Consider the following 17,306-nt stretch of genomic DNA (forward strand, 5'->3'; position numbering starts at 1 on the left):
AGCGCCGGACAGGCTCTAAGCTCTTGGTCTTTCGTGCGATTCACGGTTCAAGCGATACCGCTTGAAACGATCACACTCTAGGGCCGGCTGTCGCGGACCGGCTCCAGCGGGCGGTGCCGGGATGGGGCTGCCGCCTCCAGCGGCTCCGCGCCGGATCGGCGCAGATGGGGTTTCAGCGTCAGGACGAGCGGGACGATCACGGCGGCGGTCGCCGCCGCGGCCAGCACGCCGACCGTCTGGCTGCTGTGATCGGCGACCGCGCCGTAGAGGATCGGCGCAAGGCCGCCGGAACCGATGACGCTGGTGTAGAAGACCGCGAAGGCGCGGCCGGCATCGCCCTTGGACAGCTCCGGCACGGTGCCGTAGAGCACCGAGGAGGTGCCGTTCAGCACGATGCCGAGCAGCGGCAGCAGGACCAGCGTCGGCGTCAGGGGGGTGACCAGCGTCACCGCGATCAGCAGGGCCGTCGCGCTTTCGGTCGCCACGACGCTCCCGACGACGCCGAGCCGGTCCCCGAGCCAACTGCACGTCGCCTTCCCGAAGGCGCCGCCGATGAACAGCAGGGCGAGTGCGATCCCGACGGTCCCCGTGTCTCCCCCCTGTCCATGGATGAGGAAGGGCAGGAACAGCAGGTAGCCCATGCGCGTCGCCGTATCGAGCGCCCCGATCGTCGTGAGGATGGCGAAGCCGCCGCCGCCACGGTTGGACGAGGTTTCCGCCGCCTCGGTCCTGGCAATGGGAACTGCCGGCACCATCGCCACCAGGGCGACCGACACGGCGAGCCCGAGCCCCGCCATCAGGCACAGGACCGGCTGCCAGGCGAGGAGCGGCAGCAGCACCGCGATCACTGCCGGCAGGGCGGCTTTCCCGAGATCGCCGGAGAAGTTGTAGATGCCGAGCGGGCGCCGCAGGGCATCGCCGTAGCTGGCGGTGACGAGCAGCGAGCCGCAGGGGTGCTGGATGCTCGATCCGATCCCCGCCACGACGAGGCCGATGCAAAGGCCGGCGAAGCCGAACGGCAGCGCCATGACCAGCAGGCCCGCCGACGCCAGGACGGTCGACAGGGCCAGGGCCGCCCGCGGCGACAAGCCGCGCAGCGCCCGGTCGGCCGGGATCTGCAGCCCTCCCATCGTCGCATAGTAGAGCGCACGAACGGCGGCGAGTGCCGCATAGGAAAGGCCGAACTGTGTCTGCCAAACCGGCAGGAAGACATAGAGTCCATCAGTGAAACCGTCATGGAGCGCGTGGGCGAGGCACGCGCCGGTCAGGCTTCTCTTCCGTTGGGTCTTTGACGTCACTGGGTCCATCTTCCACGCAAGTCTCGGGAGGGCCATGGACATTGCCCGGCAAGGCCCGGCACGCAGGGATGCTATACGCGTGAGGAATCATCGACTAGTATGCTTTTCCTCACCAATACCGTGCATTTTTCTCACGGATTTTCGATGCGCCGCCTCCCTCCCCTGAACGCCCTCCGCATCTTCGAGGTCGCGGCCCGGACGGGCAGCTATGCCGAGGCCGCGGCCGAGCTCGGCCTGACCCACGGCGCGGTGAGCCGGCAGATCGCCACGCTGGAGGGCTGGCTGGGGCAGAGGCTGTTCGCGAAGGACGGCCGCCGGATGGTCGCGACGCCGATGGCCAGGATTTTCGCCGCGGAGGTCGGCCTGTCGTTCGATCGTCTGGCTGTCGCGGCGGAAGCCTGCGGCCGGCCCGGTGCGCGCCGCATCCTGCGGGTCAGCGCCCCGACCAGCTTCGCGATGCGCTGGCTGATCCCGCGGCTCGGCGGCTACCACGCCGGCCACCCGCAGGTCGAGGTTGCGGTGACGACGGTCTCGACGGTGTTGGAGGACCTGCGCGGCGGCGTCGACGTGGCGATCCGGCGCGGGGTGGCCCGCGCGGACGACTGGCCCCAGCATCGCGTCGTTCCGGTGCTCGACGATGTCGACACGCTGATCATGAGCCCGGCGCTGTTCGCGTCCCGGCCGATCCTGAGGCCGGACGACATTGCGGAGCATGCCCTGCTCGCCAGTGAAACCCGCGCCGGCGACTGGGCCGACTGGCTGGAGGCCGCGGGGCTGCAGCACCTTGCCGGACGTCCCCGCCGGATCTTCGATCACTTCTTCGTGACGCGCCAGGCGGTGGAGGACGGGCTCGGCATCGGCATCGGTCCGTTGCCGATGCTGGAGATCGACGTCGCCGCCGGGAAGCTGATGACGCCGCTGCCGGCGATCCGGGTCCCGAGGACCGGCTACGTTGCGATCATTCCCCGGCAGGTCGATGCCGGAAACCTGGCTGCCGGCTTCGTCGATTGGCTTGCTGCCGAGGGGCGCGAACCGCGGTGAGCCATCGGGCGGAGCCCCGGCCCCTCCCGGCTGCGGCAGGCGGGGGCGCCGCCGATCCGTGGCGGGGCCACGTCAGCGCGATGTCAGCGCGATGATCCCGCCGGTTCCACCGGCTGCCCCTCCGGCGGACCGAGGTATAGCCGCCGGTCGACCCCGACGGCGGCCAGGAACGCCTCATCGTGGCTGACCAGCAGAAGCGCGCCGTCATAGGCCCTCAGCCCGGCCTCGACCGCCTCGATCGATTCGATGTCCAGATGGTTGGTCGGTTCATCGAGGAGCAGCAGCGCCGGTGGCCGCGGCCCGCCCAGCGTGCAGGCGAGGCCGGCGCGCAGCATCTGCCCGCCGCTCAGCGTCCCCACACGCTGCAGCGCCGCGTCCGCCCGGAACAGGAAGCGGGCGAGCGCCGCCCGGCAGGCGTTGTCGGTCGCGCCGGGATTGAGGCGCATGAAGTTGTCGAGGATCGACGCCGCGGGATCGACGATTTCCATCCGCTGGTCCAGCAGGGCGCACTCCACCGCGACGGTCACCGTTCCGCGGAGGGGAGCGAGGCGGCCCGCGACCAGCGTCACCAGCGTCGTCTTGCCCGATCCGTTGGGGCCGACGACGGCGACCCGCTCCGGCCCCTCGATGGTGAAGGACAGGTCGCGGATCACCGGCCGGCTGCGGTCATGGCCGGCGGTGACGCCGTCGAGCCGGAGAACCGTCCTGTTCGCCGGAAGCCCGGTGGGCGGCAGCGCCACCGACAGCTCCTGCAGGATCTCGACGCGCGCCCGTGCCGACGCCAGCGCCGCCTCCGCCTCGGCGCGCTGGCGGTCGGCGAGCTTGGCGCCGGCACCCCGGCTGGCCTCGGCGCCGCTCTTTCGTGCGCCCAGCAGGATGCGGGGCATGTCGCCCCGTGACGCCCGGCGCGTCCCGGCGGCGTCGCGGCGATCCTTCCGCTCGGCCGCGAGATGCACCTTGCGCCGGATCTCCGCCGCCTGCTTGCCGGCATGGGCCAGATCCTGTTGCGCCGCCTCCAGCTCCGTCGCCTTGCGTTCGCGGTAGCGTGTCCAGTTGCCGCCGTAACGCGTCGCACCCAGCGAGGTCAGCTCGACGATGGCGTCCATCCGGTCGAGAAGCTCGCGGTCGTGGCTGACCACGATCGCGCCGGCCCGCCAGCTTTCGAGCAGCGCGATCACCGCCTCGCGGCCGGAGCGGTCGAGGTTGTTGGTCGGCTCGTCCAGCAGCAGGAAATCCGGTGCGGCGAACACCGCCGCCGCGAGGCTGGCCCGCGTCCGCTGGCCGCCGGAAAGCTCGGTCAGCCGGGTGTCGGGGCCGGCGTCGACACCGAGGCGCGCCAGCACGGCGGTGATGCGGTCCGCCAGCGTCCAGTCGGCCTCGGCCAGATCCTCGGCGCTCGCCGCGCCGGCCTCGGCGCGCCGCAGGAGGTCGAGCGCCGCGGCCGCACCGAACAGGCCGGCCACCGTTTCATGCGCGCCGGGTCGGACCGTCTGTTTCAACAGGCCGAGCGAGCCGCTGACCGTGACGCCGCCGGTGGCCGGCTGAAGCTCCCCGGCGATGAGCTTCAGCAGCGTCGTCTTGCCGGTGCCGTTCCGCCCGACGAGGCCGGCGCGCTCCCGGCCGAAGGCGAGGTCTAGGCCGTTCAGCACGCTGCGGCCGTCGGGCGTCGACCAGGAGAGGCCGGTCAGGGTGATGGACGCCATGCGGCAACCCTCGCGGGACAGGGAAAATCAGCACGACATCGTGCCGTTAAATCGAATGGATGGCAAGTGCACCGCAACTGTGCTGTCTTCGCCGTGCCGTGCGGTATCGTGGCTGACCGGGAATCCAGGGGGCGAAGGTGACGGGGCTGGACAGGGAAGCCAACGCGCGCAAGCCCGGCGGACGGCCGACCAGGGAGCAGGCTGCCGCCATCGATGCGCGCATCCTGGACGAGGCGCGGTCCGTCTTCTGCCGCAGGGGCATCGCCAACAGCAGCATGGAGGAGATCGTGCTCGGCCTCGGCGTTTCCAAGCACACCCTCTACCGCCGCTATCCAAACCGGGCAGCGCTTCTTGACGCCGTCGTCGCGCGCGACATCGACCGGTTCCGCCACGCCCTGTCGACGGCGGCCGGCGGCGGCGGCCATGGCGGGGCGGAAGCGCTCGACGCAGTCCGCCGCGCCGCGCTCCGCTATGTCGAGATCGGATCATCGCGCGACTACGCCGCCTTCTACCTGTCCGTCAGCGCCGAGGCGGCCGTCTCGCCGACGCTCCGCGCCCGGCTGGCGGCCTGGTCGCAGGGCGCGCTGGAGCCGCTGGTCGCGGCCGTCGCGTCCGCGCAGGCGGCGGGCGGCCTGCGGCCCGGCGACCCGGCGGCGGTCTGCGCGATCCTGGTGGACCTGCTGGAAGGCGCCAACAACCGCCTCCGTCTCGACGACGATGCGCCGTCTCCCGACCGGCTGTTTGCGGAGCGTTGGGCCGTGTTCACCACCGCCTTCGGCGGGCACGGCTGAGCCCGCCGCGCTCCCGCGCGCGCCGCCTGAGCGTCGATCCCGGTGGCAACTCCATCGGATGCGTCCGCGAAGCTGAAAGACGGGTGCGGTCGGACCGCGGGGCCGGGGTGAGGCTCAGGATCCGCGGCGTCGCGTCGGAACGAGACCATTGCCCCCGCACCGGCCGTCCGCCGCCTCCGCACCAAACCCAACCTCGTATAACGGCCTGATGCCGGACTCGTTTCATTGGCTGGGGGAATAGCCCCCATCACCGTGCGAGGGCTGATCGCGCGCGACGATCGACTTAGCTTGTGGGAGATGCGCCGGCGTCTGCGGACGCCCGGACGATGAACGCTGTCATGACGAACAGGAGGGAAGCGCGTGATGATCAATCCCGGCGACCTCGAGATGACGCGCCGCGGGCTGCTGATGGGAACGGCAGCCACGGTCGCGTTGACGGCAGGTGCCTTTCCGATGCCTGCCGAGGCGGTCGTCGGAGCGGCTGCACCGCAATCGGTCCCGCAGCCGGACCTTGCCCCGGTGACCTCGGCCGTGTCCTTCACGGTGAACGGCACCTCCCATGACCTGACGCTGGACACCCGGACCACGCTGCTCGACGCCCTGCGCGAGCATGTCCATCTGACCGGCCCCAAGAAGGGCTGCGACCATGGCCAATGCGGCGCCTGCACCGTGCTGGTGGACGGGCGGCGGATCAACTCCTGCCTGTCGCTGGCCGTCATGCACCAGGGCGACAGCATCACCACCATCGAGGGGCTGGGCAACCCCAAGTCCATGCACCCGATGCAGGCCGCCTTCGTCAAGCATGACGGCTACCAGTGCGGCTATTGCACGCCGGGCCAGATCTGCTCGGCCGTCGCCGTGCTGAAGGAGATCGAGGCCGGCATCCCCAGCCATGTGAGCGCCGATCTGACGGCGCGGCCCCAGTTCACGGCCGACGAGCTGCGCGAGCGCATGAGCGGCAACATCTGCCGCTGCGGCGCCTACTCCAACATCGTGGATGCGATCACCGAGGTTGCCGGGAGGCAGGCATGAGGCCCTTCACCTACGAGCGTGCCGGCAGCCCGGCCGAGGCGGCGGCGGCGGCGGCGCGCAACCCGGGCGCCAAATTCATCGCCGGCGGCACCAACCTGCTCGACCTGATGAAGCTGGAGATCGAGACGCCCGCCCACCTGATCGACGTCAACGGCCTGTCGCTCGACCGCATGGAGGCGACGCCGGACGGGGGGCTGCGGATCGGCGCGCTGGTGCGCAACACCGACCTCGCCGCCGACGAGCGGGTCCGGCGCGACTACGGGCTGCTGTCGCGGGCGCTGCTGGCAGGCGCCTCGGGCCAGTTGCGCAACAAGGCGACGACCGCCGGCAACCTGCTGCAGCGCACCCGCTGCCCCTATTTCTACGACACCGCGCAGCCCTGCAACAAGCGCCAGCCCGGCAGCGGCTGCGCCGCCATCGGCGGCTTCAGCCGCCAGCTCGCGGTGATCGGCGGCAGCGAGTCCTGCATCGCCACCCATCCCAGCGACATGGCGGTGGCGATGCTGGCCTTGGACGCCACGGTGGAGACCGTGCGGCCCGACGGCGCCACCCGCGCCATCCCGATCGCCGACTTCCACCGCCTGCCCGGCGACACCCCGCACATCGAGACCAGCCTGGAGCCGGGCGAGCTGATCACCGCGGTGACGCTGCCGCAGCCGCTCGGCGGCACCCACATCTACCGCAAGGTCCGCGACCGTGCCTCCTACGCCTTCGCGCTGGTCGCGGTGGGTGCGGTCGTGCAGCCCGACGGCAGCGGGCGGGTGGCGCTGGGCGGCGTGGCGCACAAGCCGTGGCGCGTCGCCGAGGCCGACGCGGAGCTGCCCAAGGGCGCGAGGGCCGTCACGACCCGATTGCTCGCCGGCGCCGCGCCGACGCCCGAGAACGCCTTCAAGCTGCCGCTGGTCGAGCGCACGCTCGGCTCGGTCCTGGCCGAAGCGAAAGGCTGAGCCATGAAATTCGATACCCCCGCCGCGACCAACCCGATCGACCAGCTCAAGGTGGTCGGCAAGCCGACCAGCCGCATCGACGGGCCGCTGAAGACCACCGGCACCGCACCCTACGCCTACGAACGGCACGACGTGGTGCCGAACCAGGCCTACGGCTATGTGGTCGCCTCCACCATCGCCAAGGGCCGCATCGCCTCCATCGCGGTGGAGGAGGCGAAGGCGGCGCCCGGCGTGCTGGCCGTCGTCACCCATGGCAACGCCGGGAAGCTCGGCAAGGGCGACCGCAACGCCGCCCCGCTGCTCGGCGGGCCGGAGATCGACCATTACCACCAGGCCGTCGCCCTGGTCGTCGCCGAGAGCTTCGAGCAGGCCCGAGCCGCCGCCCAGCGCATCCATGTCGAGTACGAGCGCGCCGAGGGCGCCTTCGACCTGGCGCATGCCAGGGAGACGATGGGCGACGATCCCGAGCAGAAGAAGGAGGACAAGACCGTCGGCGATTTCGCCGCCGCCTTCGACGCGGCGCCGGTCAAGCTGGACGAGACCTACACCACGCCCGACCAGAGCCACATGATGATGGAGCCGCACGCCACCATCGCCGCCTGGCAGGGCGACCGGCTGACGGTGTGGACCTCCAACCAGATGATCGCCTGGGCCGCCGCCGACCTGGCCAAGACGCTGGAGATGCCGCGCGAGAAGGTCCGCGTGATTTCCCCCTTCATCGGCGGCGGCTTCGGCGGCAAGCTGTTCCTGCGCGCCGACACCCTGCTGGCGGCGCTCGGCGCCCGCGAGGCCGGGCGGCCGGTCAAGGTGGCGCTTCCCCGGCCGATGATGGCCAACAACACCACGCACCGGCCGGCGACGATCCAGCGCATCCGCATCGGCGCCGGCCAGGACGGCCGGATCACCGCCATCGCGCATGAGAGCTGGTCCGGCAACCTGGAGGACGGCAAGCCGGAAACCGCGGTCGACCAGACCCGCCTGCTCTATGCCGGCGCCAACCGGCTGACCGGGCTGCGGCTGGCCCATCTCGACCTGCCGGAAGGCAACGCCATGCGGGCGCCCGGCGAGGCGCCGGGCCTGATGGCGCTTGAGATCGCCATGGACGAGATGGCGGAACGCCTGAAGGTCGACCCGGTGGAGTTCCGCATCCTCAACGACACCCAGGTCGACCCGGAGAACCCCGAGCGCCCCTTCTCGCAGCGCCAGCTCGTCCAGTGCCTGCGCACCGGGGCCGAGCGCTTCGGCTGGAGCAAGCGCAATGCCGAGCCGGCGCGGGTCCGCGACGGCCGCTGGCTGGTCGGCATCGGCATGGCGGCCGCCTTCCGCAACAACCTGCTGACCAAGTCGGCGGCGCGGGTCCGGCTCGACAACCGCGGCGTGGTGACGGTCGAGACCGACATGACCGACATCGGCACCGGGAGCTACACCATCATCGCCCAGACCGCGGCGGAGATGATGGGCGTCGGGCTGGACAAGGTCGTGGTGCGGCTGGGCGATTCCGGCTATCCGGCCTCGGCCGGATCGGGCGGCCAATGGGGCGCCAACAACTCCACCGCCGGCGTCTATGCCGCCTGCGTCAAGCTGCGCGAGGCGGTGGCGCAGAAGCTCGGCTTCAACTCTGCCCCCGACCTTGCCGGCGTGCAGTTCGCCGACGGCCAAGTGCGCTCGGGCAACCGCAGCGTCCCGCTGGCCCAGGCGGCGGGCGAGGCCGGGTTGTCGGCAGAGGACGGCATCGAGTATGGCGACATCGCCAAGCGGGCGCAGCAATCGACCTTCGGCGCCCATTTCGTCGAGGTCGGCGTCGATGCCGCCACGGCCGAGGTCCGCGTGCGGCGGATGCTGGCGGTCTGCGCCGCCGGCCGCATCCTGAACCCGCTGTCGGCGCGCAGCCAGGTGATCGGCGCCATGACCATGGGCGTCGGCGCGGCGCTGATGGAGGAACTGGCGGTCGATACCCGCACCGGCTTCTTCGTCAACCACGACCTTGCCGGCTACGAGGTGCCCGTGCATGCCGACATCCCGCACCAGGAGGTGATCTTCCTGGATGAGACCGACCCGATGTCCTCGCCGATGAAGGCCAAGGGCGTCGGCGAGCTCGGCCTCTGCGGCGTCGGTGCCGCCATCGCCAACGCCGTCTACAACGCCACCGGCTTGCGGGTGCGGGACTACCCGGTCACGCTCGACAAGCTGCTCGACGGCATGCCGCCGGTCACCTGAGCTGCGGGAGCGGGGGAGGCGATGTCGACCGGACCCCCGCTCCCCACCGAGCCCGCCCATGCGTGGGCCGAGTTGGGAAAACCTGCTTGGACGAAAGGCAATACCGAAGGGGAGGCTACGGCGCCCCTTACCGGAACAGCCTTGAAAAGAATCCCTTCCGCTTCCTGGCCAGCCCCTTCGCCAGTTCGTAGTTTCCGCGAATGCCGGGCCGGTCGATGAGAGAAAGGCAGCGCTCGTAGACGGGCAGGGAGGCTTCGTAGTCCCCGAGGTCGAACAGCGTGTCGGCCTGCATCATGAGGAGCTGGCCGAAGGAGAGGCGGTCGTTTGTCGCGATGCCGTCGGTCAGGTGCTGCAACGCGCGCTCGCACGCCTCCAGCGTTTCGTGCGGCTGCTTCAAGCGGAAATGGCAGTCGGCGAGATAGTAATGGACATAGAAATCCTCTGGCGTCAGCGCCCGCAGCGCTTGGTAATCCTCCAGCGCACGGTCCGGCTGGTCCAGATGATACAGGCGCAGGTAGCCCCGTGCTTTCAGAGCCTTGCGCAGGATGTCCCGATCGTCCTTCTCATGGGCGCGGGCGATCAGCTCGCCATAGGCGTCGCCGGATGACCGGAATTCCGCCAGATCCGTCAGAAACCGCGCCCGGATCAGCGCGAATTCCAGCTCGTCCGGATGGAGGGAGATCGCCCGATCGACCAGTGCCATGTCGATGTCGCTTCGTGCCAGCCGGGCCTGTGCCGAAAGAGCCGAAACCTTGTGCGCCTGCAAGGTCAGGAAGTAGCGGAGGTTGTCCGCCTCCATCCGCTCGTCGTCGCCCATCTCCCCATAGGCCTCGTCGGCGGCTTCGACGAGGTCCAGCACGTCCTCGCTACGGCCGATGCGGTTGAGATGGCTGCATGCGGTCTGGGCGCAGTCGAGAAACAGCGAGGGCTCCAGTTCGAAGTCTTCCAGCAATGTCAGCGACGTTTCGGTGGCCTCCTCCGTTCGCCCGAGCGCGCGATAGGACCAGCGCAGGTTCTCGTACAACTCCCGAAAGCGGCTGTATTGCAGCCCCGTTTCCAGGATGCGCGCCGCGTCCTCGACGCGGGAGGCGCGATTGTACTCGATGCCGAGATTGTTGCAGCACATGGCGAAGCTGTGCACATCGACGGGGGCATCGCCGGCACGCCCGATCCGCTCCTGGAACAGGACGATGCTCCGTTCATACAGCCCCCGCATCAGGGCATGCACCGTTTCGCTCTGCGTGCCGTCCGGCAGCCGCCATTTCCCGACCGTGACGCCGGCGCCGTAATAATGCGCCGGCTCATCGTCTGACGGATCGGACCTGAAATGCGCCGCCTGCGCGGCCGGCTGTTCATGCTCCATCTCGAACAGCCGCACCTGCAGATCGATCTGCGGCCTCAGCGCGTTCGAGCGCCGGTAGAACTCGGCGGCAGTGTCGCGCTCGTCCAGCCAGAAATGGGCGCTGCCGACCAGCCGATGGGCCTTGGCATTCGACGGCTCCAGCGTGATCGCCCGGCGTCCCAGCCCGGACGCCTCCCGCAGAGCCGCCGCGCGGTCGGCACGAAGCACGGCGCTGCAATCGAGAAGGATCGCGCCGAGCACAAGGTGCGGCGCTTCGCCCTGCTCCCCCGCCTCGATCGCCTTGCGGCAGCGGTCGGCGATGTCGGCGACGGTGTCGTCGGGCAGCATGCTCCAGACGCAGGTGGCGTCCCAGAGCCGGTGCAGGCGGGCCAGATCCCCGTTGGCGAGGGCTTCATAGCCGGCTTCGATCAATCGCTCCATGTCCGCCAATGGCTCCCTGTCCGCCTGTCTCGCCTGTTTCCGCCTGGCTGCCGGGGGGAATGCGGACGGCCGTCAATTGCCGTTCTTGACCCGCAGGTTGTAATCGTCCACCAGGCCGTTGAACGATTCGGTGATCCGCTTCATATCCGGCCCGAGCTTGCGGGTGTCGCCGCCGGCCGTGTCGCGCCGCAGCGTCTTGAGCGCCGTCAGGAAATCGACGGCCCGCGACTCGATGTAGAACAGCACCGGCTTGTTGCCGAGCCTCGTGGTGACCGTCGGATTGGCCGCAATGTAGGCGCGGGCGCCATCGAGCGCCTGTCCGAAGCTCTGCTCGGCCGCCTCGATCTCCGCCGTCTCGACCTTGCCGTTCTGAACCGCCCGTTCGGTCCTGTCGAGGCTGAGGCGGGCGCGATGCATCACGTTCAGTTCATGCCAGCGGTAGGCGCGGCCGTCCTGCTTCTCGATGTCGTTCAGCCGCTGTTCGGCGACCATGAGGTTTGCAGACTCGACGGCCGCGCGCATCCGGTCGGAGGCATCGAAGAAGGTTGCGAAGGAGGCGGTGATTTTCGGATGCAGCTCCTCGCGCATCCGGCGCCAGCCGTCGTCGCGGTAATTCTGCTGGTTCAGATAGTCGTCGGTTTCGTTCAGCAGCGGAACCAGCGACGTCAGGGCCTCGGCGTAGCGCAGGCCGGCGCCGTCCAGTTCGGAGTTCGCCGGTGCGGTCTTGCTGGCCGTGACCAGGCCCGCCGCACAGTCCTTCGTGAAGCTGTTGTCCACCTCGTAGGGCGCGATTTTGAAGCTGCGGTGATAGATCGTGCCGCCGTTGAAGGCCGCCGGAAAGGAACGGCTGTATGGCTCGTAATTGTTGTGCATGGCGACATCGACGCGGTTCAGGCAGGTGATGTACGCCGTGAGCTTGGCGGCCAGCGCGTTCGTCGCCGTGGCCGACGGCGCCGAACCGTTTTGGGCCGAACCGCTTTGGGCAGGGCCGCCTTGCGCCGGGCCGGACGCCGTGTTGGCTTGACCGTTCCCGGAAAGGCCGAGGTCGCGCAGCAGCGATTGGACGTCGCCGTCCTTCGCCAGGAAGATGACGGTCAGCAGGACGAGGCCGAGGAGGACGGAGCCGGCTTTCTTCAGGATGGGCATGGGGTCTCTTTCCGGGACGATGCCGCCGGCGGGTCGGGCCGGCGGGTCGGAGGGCGGGGAGTGTGGATCAGAGACCTTTCTCGAGCACGTCGGTGATCGCCTTCACGCGCGGATCGAAGTCGTCGACATTCGCGTAGGGTCTCCAGTTCAGCTTGAGCGCACCGTCCGTGAAGGTGACGCCCTCGCGGTAGTTCGACGCCGGTGCCGTCGCCTCGTCGTAGGAAATGGTGATCGACTTCAGCTTGTCCTTGAGCGCCTCCCGGCCCATCGCGTCGGAACCGACGTTGGAAAGCGCCTTGATCAGGGGGTCGATGATCGGCTTGCGCAGGTAATCGTCGTTCGCGTAGCTGTCCGCATAGCCGGGCAACGCCAGGCTCTTCAGGTCCAGCGTAACGGGGACCGCAAAGCCCGCGGCGTCCTGGATGGATTTTTCGAGCGGCGGCCAGACATCCTTGGAATAGGCGGCGATGGCGCGCCGTTCGGCGAGGCCGCCCTGGCCTTCCGCATGGACGCCGATTGCCGGCAGGACGAGGAGCGAGGCGAGGAGGAGAATGGAACGGGAGGTCGACATGGAAACTCCTTTGCCGTCCTGCCGCCGGGCGCGCGGCATGGCGGACGCCCGGCGGCGGGACGGGATCGGGCGATGCGGGATTGCGGTGCGGGATCGCGTTACGGTGATCGCGTTACCGGGATCGCGTGGGCGGGGCCGCGTTACGGAGTGCCCTCGAAGGCCTTGGCGTTCTCGTCGTAGGACTTGCAGAATTCCTCCGGCGTCTGGCTGGTGCCCTCCGCCATCTGCTCCAGGCGTATCTGGCTCGCCTCGCCGTTGTAGATCACGCCCTCCTGGCCCTTCCGGAGGTAGAGCGCCGCCTTGCCGGCATCCTTCGGCGCCGGCATCGCGGCCATGTATTTTTCATAGGTCGCAACCGCCTTTTCGGACGGGAAGCCCTTGCCCTTGCAATATTTGAGGATGCCGAGCTGGTTGCTCATCATCTGGTAGAAGGCGTCCGGGTCGGGCGTCTGGGCGCGTGCGGCGCCGGGCTGGAGCGAAAGCGCCGCAAAGGCGGTGACGGCCAGGAGAATGGCACGGACCGCGCCTCTCGACGGCGTGGAAGCAGCCTTCATCGAAGACCTCCTTGGATTTGTGAATTTCGACCGGCAGCGCCGGAATGGCGTCCGGTGGGCTTCGAGGTCATCGTCGCAGGGAGAGCCGGCCGTTCCGGCCATGGCCGCGAGCCCCTCTTGTCCCGCCGCGCCATGCCCCGAGCGTCTGAAGGGCAAAGCCGCCGTCCTTCCGACCATCCATCCCGACCGTCCATCAAGGGCAACGGACGCCCGCAGCCGGGCTGCGAAACACGGTAAGGGACCGTTGTCGGGTGGGTTACGCATGGACGGTGGAATGCCTGGGCCGGAGGTGGGGTTGATGGCGAACTCGATCCCCGGCTTATCCCGCTTTGCGTGCGCTTTCCAGTCTGCGAAAAGTAGAGGTCGGATGATTTGCCGTTACCCATGTTGAGACGGCGCCCTATCCCAACGATTTCCATGCGATGCAGTGTGCGGTGCGCCCTTTGGTCGCGCCCCGTGGCTCACCGGATCGCCGCGCGCAAAATCGCAATGGATGCGGGGGTGGGGCCGGCCCCCCTGGCGGATGGCGTCAGGACAGCGCGAAGCGCCGGTATTTGCCCGGCGAGAAGCCTGTCGCCTTCTGGAACGCTTTCGAGAAGTTGGCTTGGCTGGAAAAGCAGCAGGCATCGGCGACGTCGGCGAGTGCCATCGTGCCGTAGGCGAGCAGTTGCTTGGCCATGTCGAGCCGCCGCTCGGCCAGATAGGCGTGCGGCGACCGGCCGACCGAAATGTGGAAGGCCCTGGCGAAATGGTAGAGGCTGAAATTCGCCACGCGCGCGAGTTCGGCGACGGTGATGTCGCGGTCGAGGTTGGCGTTGATGTACTCGATCACCCGCCCCAGCCGGTTGCGGTCGAGCCCGCCGCGCACCTGGGGCATCGAACGCGCGCTTTCCTGCGTTTCGGCGTGCTCGCGCGCCAGCGTCCCGACGAGGGCGCAGGCCAGCGCGTCCATTCGCAAGCCGCCGGCGAAGCTCTCGGACCGCAGTTCGTCGATGATCGCCGCCATCATCCCGAGCACGTCGGGGTTCTCGACCTTGGCCTGGTAGCGCAGGTCGTTGGCCCGGAAGCTGAACCCGTCGAAATCCCTCATCCGGAAGAAGGTGTGCTGCGGGATGTAGACGTGCAGGACCTCGGGAATGTCGTCGGAGAGTCTGGTCGCCTCCTCGCAGATGCCGGCCGGGCACAGCCACGTCGTCTGCGGCAGCGCCGGCACGATCTGCTTCACGCCCCCCGACGCCCGGCTGGAAATCGCCGGCTTCGGTCCCTGGACGATCATGGTGATCTCGGCATTCTGCGGCACGAAGGCCGAGATCTCGCCGGCATTGTGGCTTCGCAGCTCGGCGGACAGCGCCGACCACGGCCTTTGCGCCGACGTCGCTATCAGGCTCGCGTCCTTGAACTTCTCTGCGCCGTGTCCCTGCATGCTCTGCCTGCCGCTACTGAAAGCCGCACCCCACGCTAGGGCAAAGCGGGTGGCGACGGCAAGCATTTAGCAAAGGAGGAAAAGACAGGCGTGAGGCATTCCCATTATAATGACCAAGATGATTTGACGAATTCCGGGCGTGATTGATGAAGCCGTAAAAATAGAATCTAAAATAAACAAACGATGGAGATTCCTGGGTCCGAAACGGAATCCGGTGACTTTCCACGAAAGTAGAAAGTGGAGATTTCCCGTTCTTTTCCGGTTGTGCTCTTGGCGTGTTTGCCATGCGATTGACAAAAGAGACGCTTTTCATCCAAGTCGAATGCTCTATTGATGACCGTGAACCAATATTTAGCCGATGCGTTAACCGTTGCCGGGCACGGCCCGGTCACTGCGGACGGTACGATCATCGACAGCCGCGGCGTCTTTCCGGACGCCATGCCGTTTGAAGGCGGGGGCGCCTGATGGAACCGAAGGCCCAGGACCAGAAACTCCAGGAGGCGGCGACCGTCGTGGTCATCGACGACGACGAATCCGTCCGTGAGGCCCTGGAGGGCCTGGTGGAATCCGTCGGGCTTGAGGTCAGGACCTTCGAATCCGTCCAGCATTATCTCGACGTCCGCCCCACGGTCGAGGTCGGCTGCATGGTGCTGGACGTCCGGCTGCCGGGGCGCAGCGGCCTCGATTACCATGCGGAACTTGTGAAATCCAAGAACAGCCTGCCGATCATCTTCATCAGCGGGCACGCCGACGTTCCGATGTCGGTCAGTGCCATGAAGGCGGGCGCGTTCGAGTTCCTGACCAAGCCCATCCATCACCAGAAGCTGCTGGACGCCATCCACGGCGCCATCGAACAGCATCGGCTGCGCCGCGGCCTCGAACAGGGGCTGACCGGCGAACGGGCGCGCTTCGAGACCCTGACAGCGCGGGAGCGCGAGGTGACGCTGCTGGTCGTGGCCGGCCAGCGCAACAAGCAGATTGCCGGCGCCCTCGGCCTCAGCGAGGCGACGGTCAAGCTCCACCGCGGGCAGGCGATGCGCAAGATGGAGGTAAACTCCGTCGTCGAGCTGGTTCGGGTCGTCGACCGGCTGATCGCCGAGGCGCCGCTCCAAATGCATCCGCGATCGGAACGTTCGGCCGACCCGGACACCATCGCCGGGCAACCGGGACCGTTGGGCATGCCCGGCCGGCCGGGCATATCCGTCAGGTGATGCGGGCCGCCGCCCGACCCGCACCGGGCATTGCCGGCGTTCGCCGTCACAAGCCGGTCGATCAGGCGCGGCGCCAGGCGGTCGCCGTTTCCTCCGCCCCGCGGCCGGGGACCACGCCCGCTTCCGCGGAGCCGGCCGAAGCACCCTTTGAAACGGTCGCGTTGCCCGCCGGGCTCGCCGCCGGTACCGCGCCGTCGCCGATGATCAGGCGGGCGCCGCGCTCGTAGGTCAGGTAGCGCCACAGCCACTGCATGCTGACCAGCAGCCGCTTCTCGAAGCCGACCAGCAGGTAGACATGGACGAAGGCCCAGAGGACCCAGGCGAACCAGCCCTTGAGCCGCCGCGTTCCGAAATCGAAGACGGCAGCGCTGCGGCCGACGATGGCGGTGTTGCCGCGGTTCCGGAAGCGGAAGGCCGGCATCGGCGCGTCACTCCCGATGCTCGCGGCCAGCGCCTGGGCCAGCGCCCGGCCCAGATGCTGGCCCTGCTGCTTGGCGACCTGTGCCAGCCCCGGCAGCGGCTTGCCGTCGTCGCCGGCCGCCAGCGCGGTGTCGCCCAGCGCGTAGACGCCGTCCAGCCCGGGGACGGAGAGGTCGGCATCGACGCGGATGCGGCCTGCCCGATCGGTTTCGACGCCGAGCCAGCGGCCGGCCGGCGAGGCCGCGACGCCCGCCCCCCACACGATGGTGCCCGCGGGTATGACGCGCCCGCCGATGGTGACGGCGTCCGGCTCGATCCTCTCGACCGCCTGTCCGGTCATCACCGTCACCCCGAGCCTGCCCAGCGCATCCGTCGCATAGCGTGACAGGTCCTCTGGGAAACTGGCGAGAAGCCGTGGCCCGGCCTCCACCAGCAGGATGCGGGCGGAGCGCGGATCGATGCGGCGGAAGTCGCGGGCCAGAGCGAAGCGGGTCAGTTCGGCGACGGCTCCGGCCAACTCGACGCCGGTGGGACCGCCGCCGACCACGACGATGGTCATCAGCATGGCCTGTTCTTCCGGGCTTTCCGACAGTTCCGCCCGTTCGAAACAGCCGAGCAGGCGCGCCCGGATCTGCTGGGCGTCCTCGATGGTCTTGACGCCGGGGGCGAACGCCGCCCACTCGTCATGGCCGAAATAGCTGTAGGACGAACCGGTGGCGACGACGAGGCGGTCGTAGGGCAGGGTGCTCGGCCGGTCGAGGCCGTCCGGCTCCAGCCGCACCATGCGCCGCTCGACGTCGATGCCCACCACCTCGCCCAGCACCACGGCGATGTTGGCGTGACGGCTGAGGATCCTCCGGATCGGCTGGGCGATGTCGGCGGGCGACAGCGCCGCCGTCGCCACCTGGTAGAGCAGCGGTACGAACAGGTGGTAGTTCCGCCGGTCGATCAGCGTCACCTGGACATCGGTGCCGCCCAGCGCCTCCGCGCAGGCGAGCCCGCCGAAGCCGGCGCCGATGATCACGACATGCGGGCGCCGCCGGGCGGCCGGCGGGCTGGTCAGGGGCTGTTGCTCCATGCTGAAAGGTCTCCCGATCGTTGCCGTTGTCAGTCGCCGGCCCTGTCGCCGGCCCGGATGCTGACTCCCTCGCTGGCTCAGGCTCCCGCCG

The 17,306-nt window shown here is 69.0% G+C and carries 15 protein-coding genes; 7 read left to right on the top strand and 8 right to left on the bottom strand.

Translation table 11 applies throughout. The features are described 5' to 3' along the window. Positions 1-77: 77 nt before the first annotated feature. A complete protein-coding gene (locus J2850_RS25415) occupies positions 78-1,298 on the bottom strand; it encodes an MFS transporter (protein WP_307354529.1) in 1,221 nt (406 codons plus the stop codon). A 144-nt stretch (positions 1,299-1,442) separates the two neighbouring features. On the opposite strand from J2850_RS25415, the gene J2850_RS25420 reads away from it, so the two are divergent. Then, positions 1,443-2,339: a LysR substrate-binding domain-containing protein gene (locus J2850_RS25420; RefSeq protein WP_209988224.1), complete on the top strand. Its 897-nt coding sequence runs from the start codon at positions 1,443-1,445 to the stop codon at positions 2,337-2,339. An 83-nt stretch (positions 2,340-2,422) separates the two neighbouring features. On the opposite strand, the gene J2850_RS25425 is transcribed toward J2850_RS25420, so the two are convergent. Further along, positions 2,423-4,042: an ABC-F family ATP-binding cassette domain-containing protein gene (locus J2850_RS25425; RefSeq protein WP_209988225.1), complete on the bottom strand. Its 1,620-nt coding sequence runs from the start codon at positions 4,040-4,042 to the stop codon at positions 2,423-2,425. A gap of 137 nt (positions 4,043-4,179) precedes the next feature. On the opposite strand from J2850_RS25425, the gene J2850_RS25430 reads away from it, so the two are divergent. From J2850_RS25430 to paoC, 4 genes are all read left to right on the top strand, one after another. After that, positions 4,180-4,833, top strand: a complete 654-nt coding sequence (locus tag J2850_RS25430) for a TetR/AcrR family transcriptional regulator (protein WP_209988227.1) — start codon at positions 4,180-4,182, stop codon at positions 4,831-4,833. 363 nt (positions 4,834-5,196) lie between these two features. Then, positions 5,197-5,865, top strand: coding sequence for an aldehyde dehydrogenase iron-sulfur subunit PaoA (gene paoA / locus J2850_RS25435; RefSeq protein ID WP_209988504.1), 669 nt, complete (start codon positions 5,197-5,199; stop codon positions 5,863-5,865). Next, positions 5,862-6,812 (top strand): FAD binding domain-containing protein, encoded by a 951-nt coding sequence (locus J2850_RS25440; RefSeq protein ID WP_209988229.1) that lies wholly within the window; start codon positions 5,862-5,864, stop codon positions 6,810-6,812. The genes paoA and J2850_RS25440 overlap by 4 nt, the downstream gene beginning before the upstream one ends. Before the next feature lie 3 nt (positions 6,813-6,815). Then, complete coding sequence (gene paoC / locus J2850_RS25445) at positions 6,816-9,029, top strand: aldehyde oxidoreductase molybdenum-binding subunit PaoC (RefSeq protein ID WP_209988231.1); 2,214 nt, start codon at positions 6,816-6,818, stop codon at positions 9,027-9,029. Positions 9,030-9,156: 127 nt separating this feature from the next. On the opposite strand, the gene J2850_RS25450 is transcribed toward paoC, so the two are convergent. The 5 genes from J2850_RS25450 to J2850_RS25470 all read right to left on the bottom strand — a co-directional run bounded on the left by J2850_RS25450 (position 9,157) and on the right by J2850_RS25470 (position 14,506). Next, positions 9,157-10,812 (bottom strand): tetratricopeptide repeat protein, encoded by a 1,656-nt coding sequence (locus tag J2850_RS25450; protein ID WP_209988234.1) that lies wholly within the window; start codon positions 10,810-10,812, stop codon positions 9,157-9,159. 72 nt (positions 10,813-10,884) lie between these two features. Continuing rightward, entirely contained in the window at positions 10,885-11,958 is a 1,074-nt protein-coding gene (locus tag J2850_RS25455; RefSeq protein ID WP_209988236.1) for a DUF3829 domain-containing protein, read from the bottom strand. A gap of 67 nt (positions 11,959-12,025) precedes the next feature. Then, positions 12,026-12,529, bottom strand: a complete 504-nt coding sequence (locus J2850_RS25460; protein ID WP_209988240.1) for a hypothetical protein — start codon at positions 12,527-12,529, stop codon at positions 12,026-12,028. Positions 12,530-12,669: 140 nt separating this feature from the next. Then, on the bottom strand, positions 12,670-13,083 hold the full coding sequence (locus J2850_RS25465; protein WP_209988243.1) for a hypothetical protein: 414 nt from the start codon (positions 13,081-13,083) through the stop codon (positions 12,670-12,672). A 529-nt stretch (positions 13,084-13,612) separates the two neighbouring features. Beyond that, positions 13,613-14,506, bottom strand: coding sequence for a helix-turn-helix domain-containing protein (locus J2850_RS25470; protein WP_209988246.1), 894 nt, complete (start codon positions 14,504-14,506; stop codon positions 13,613-13,615). Between the two features lie 333 nt (positions 14,507-14,839). Between J2850_RS25470 and J2850_RS32130 the strand changes: the two genes are divergently transcribed. Both J2850_RS32130 and J2850_RS25475 read left to right on the top strand, forming a co-directional pair. Further along, positions 14,840-14,971, top strand: a complete 132-nt coding sequence (locus J2850_RS32130; protein ID WP_281415081.1) for a hypothetical protein — start codon at positions 14,840-14,842, stop codon at positions 14,969-14,971. Further along, positions 14,971-15,717 (top strand): response regulator transcription factor, encoded by a 747-nt coding sequence (locus J2850_RS25475; protein ID WP_209988249.1) that lies wholly within the window; start codon positions 14,971-14,973, stop codon positions 15,715-15,717. The genes J2850_RS32130 and J2850_RS25475 overlap by 1 nt, the downstream gene beginning before the upstream one ends. 61 nt (positions 15,718-15,778) lie before the next feature. On the opposite strand, the gene J2850_RS25480 is transcribed toward J2850_RS25475, so the two are convergent. Beyond that, entirely contained in the window at positions 15,779-17,215 is a 1,437-nt protein-coding gene (locus tag J2850_RS25480; RefSeq protein WP_209988252.1) for an NAD(P)/FAD-dependent oxidoreductase, read from the bottom strand. Positions 17,216-17,306 lie beyond the last annotated feature (91 nt).

It is taken from the genome of Azospirillum picis (genome assembly GCF_017876115.1).
Lineage (GTDB): Bacteria > Pseudomonadota > Alphaproteobacteria > Azospirillales > Azospirillaceae > Azospirillum > Azospirillum picis.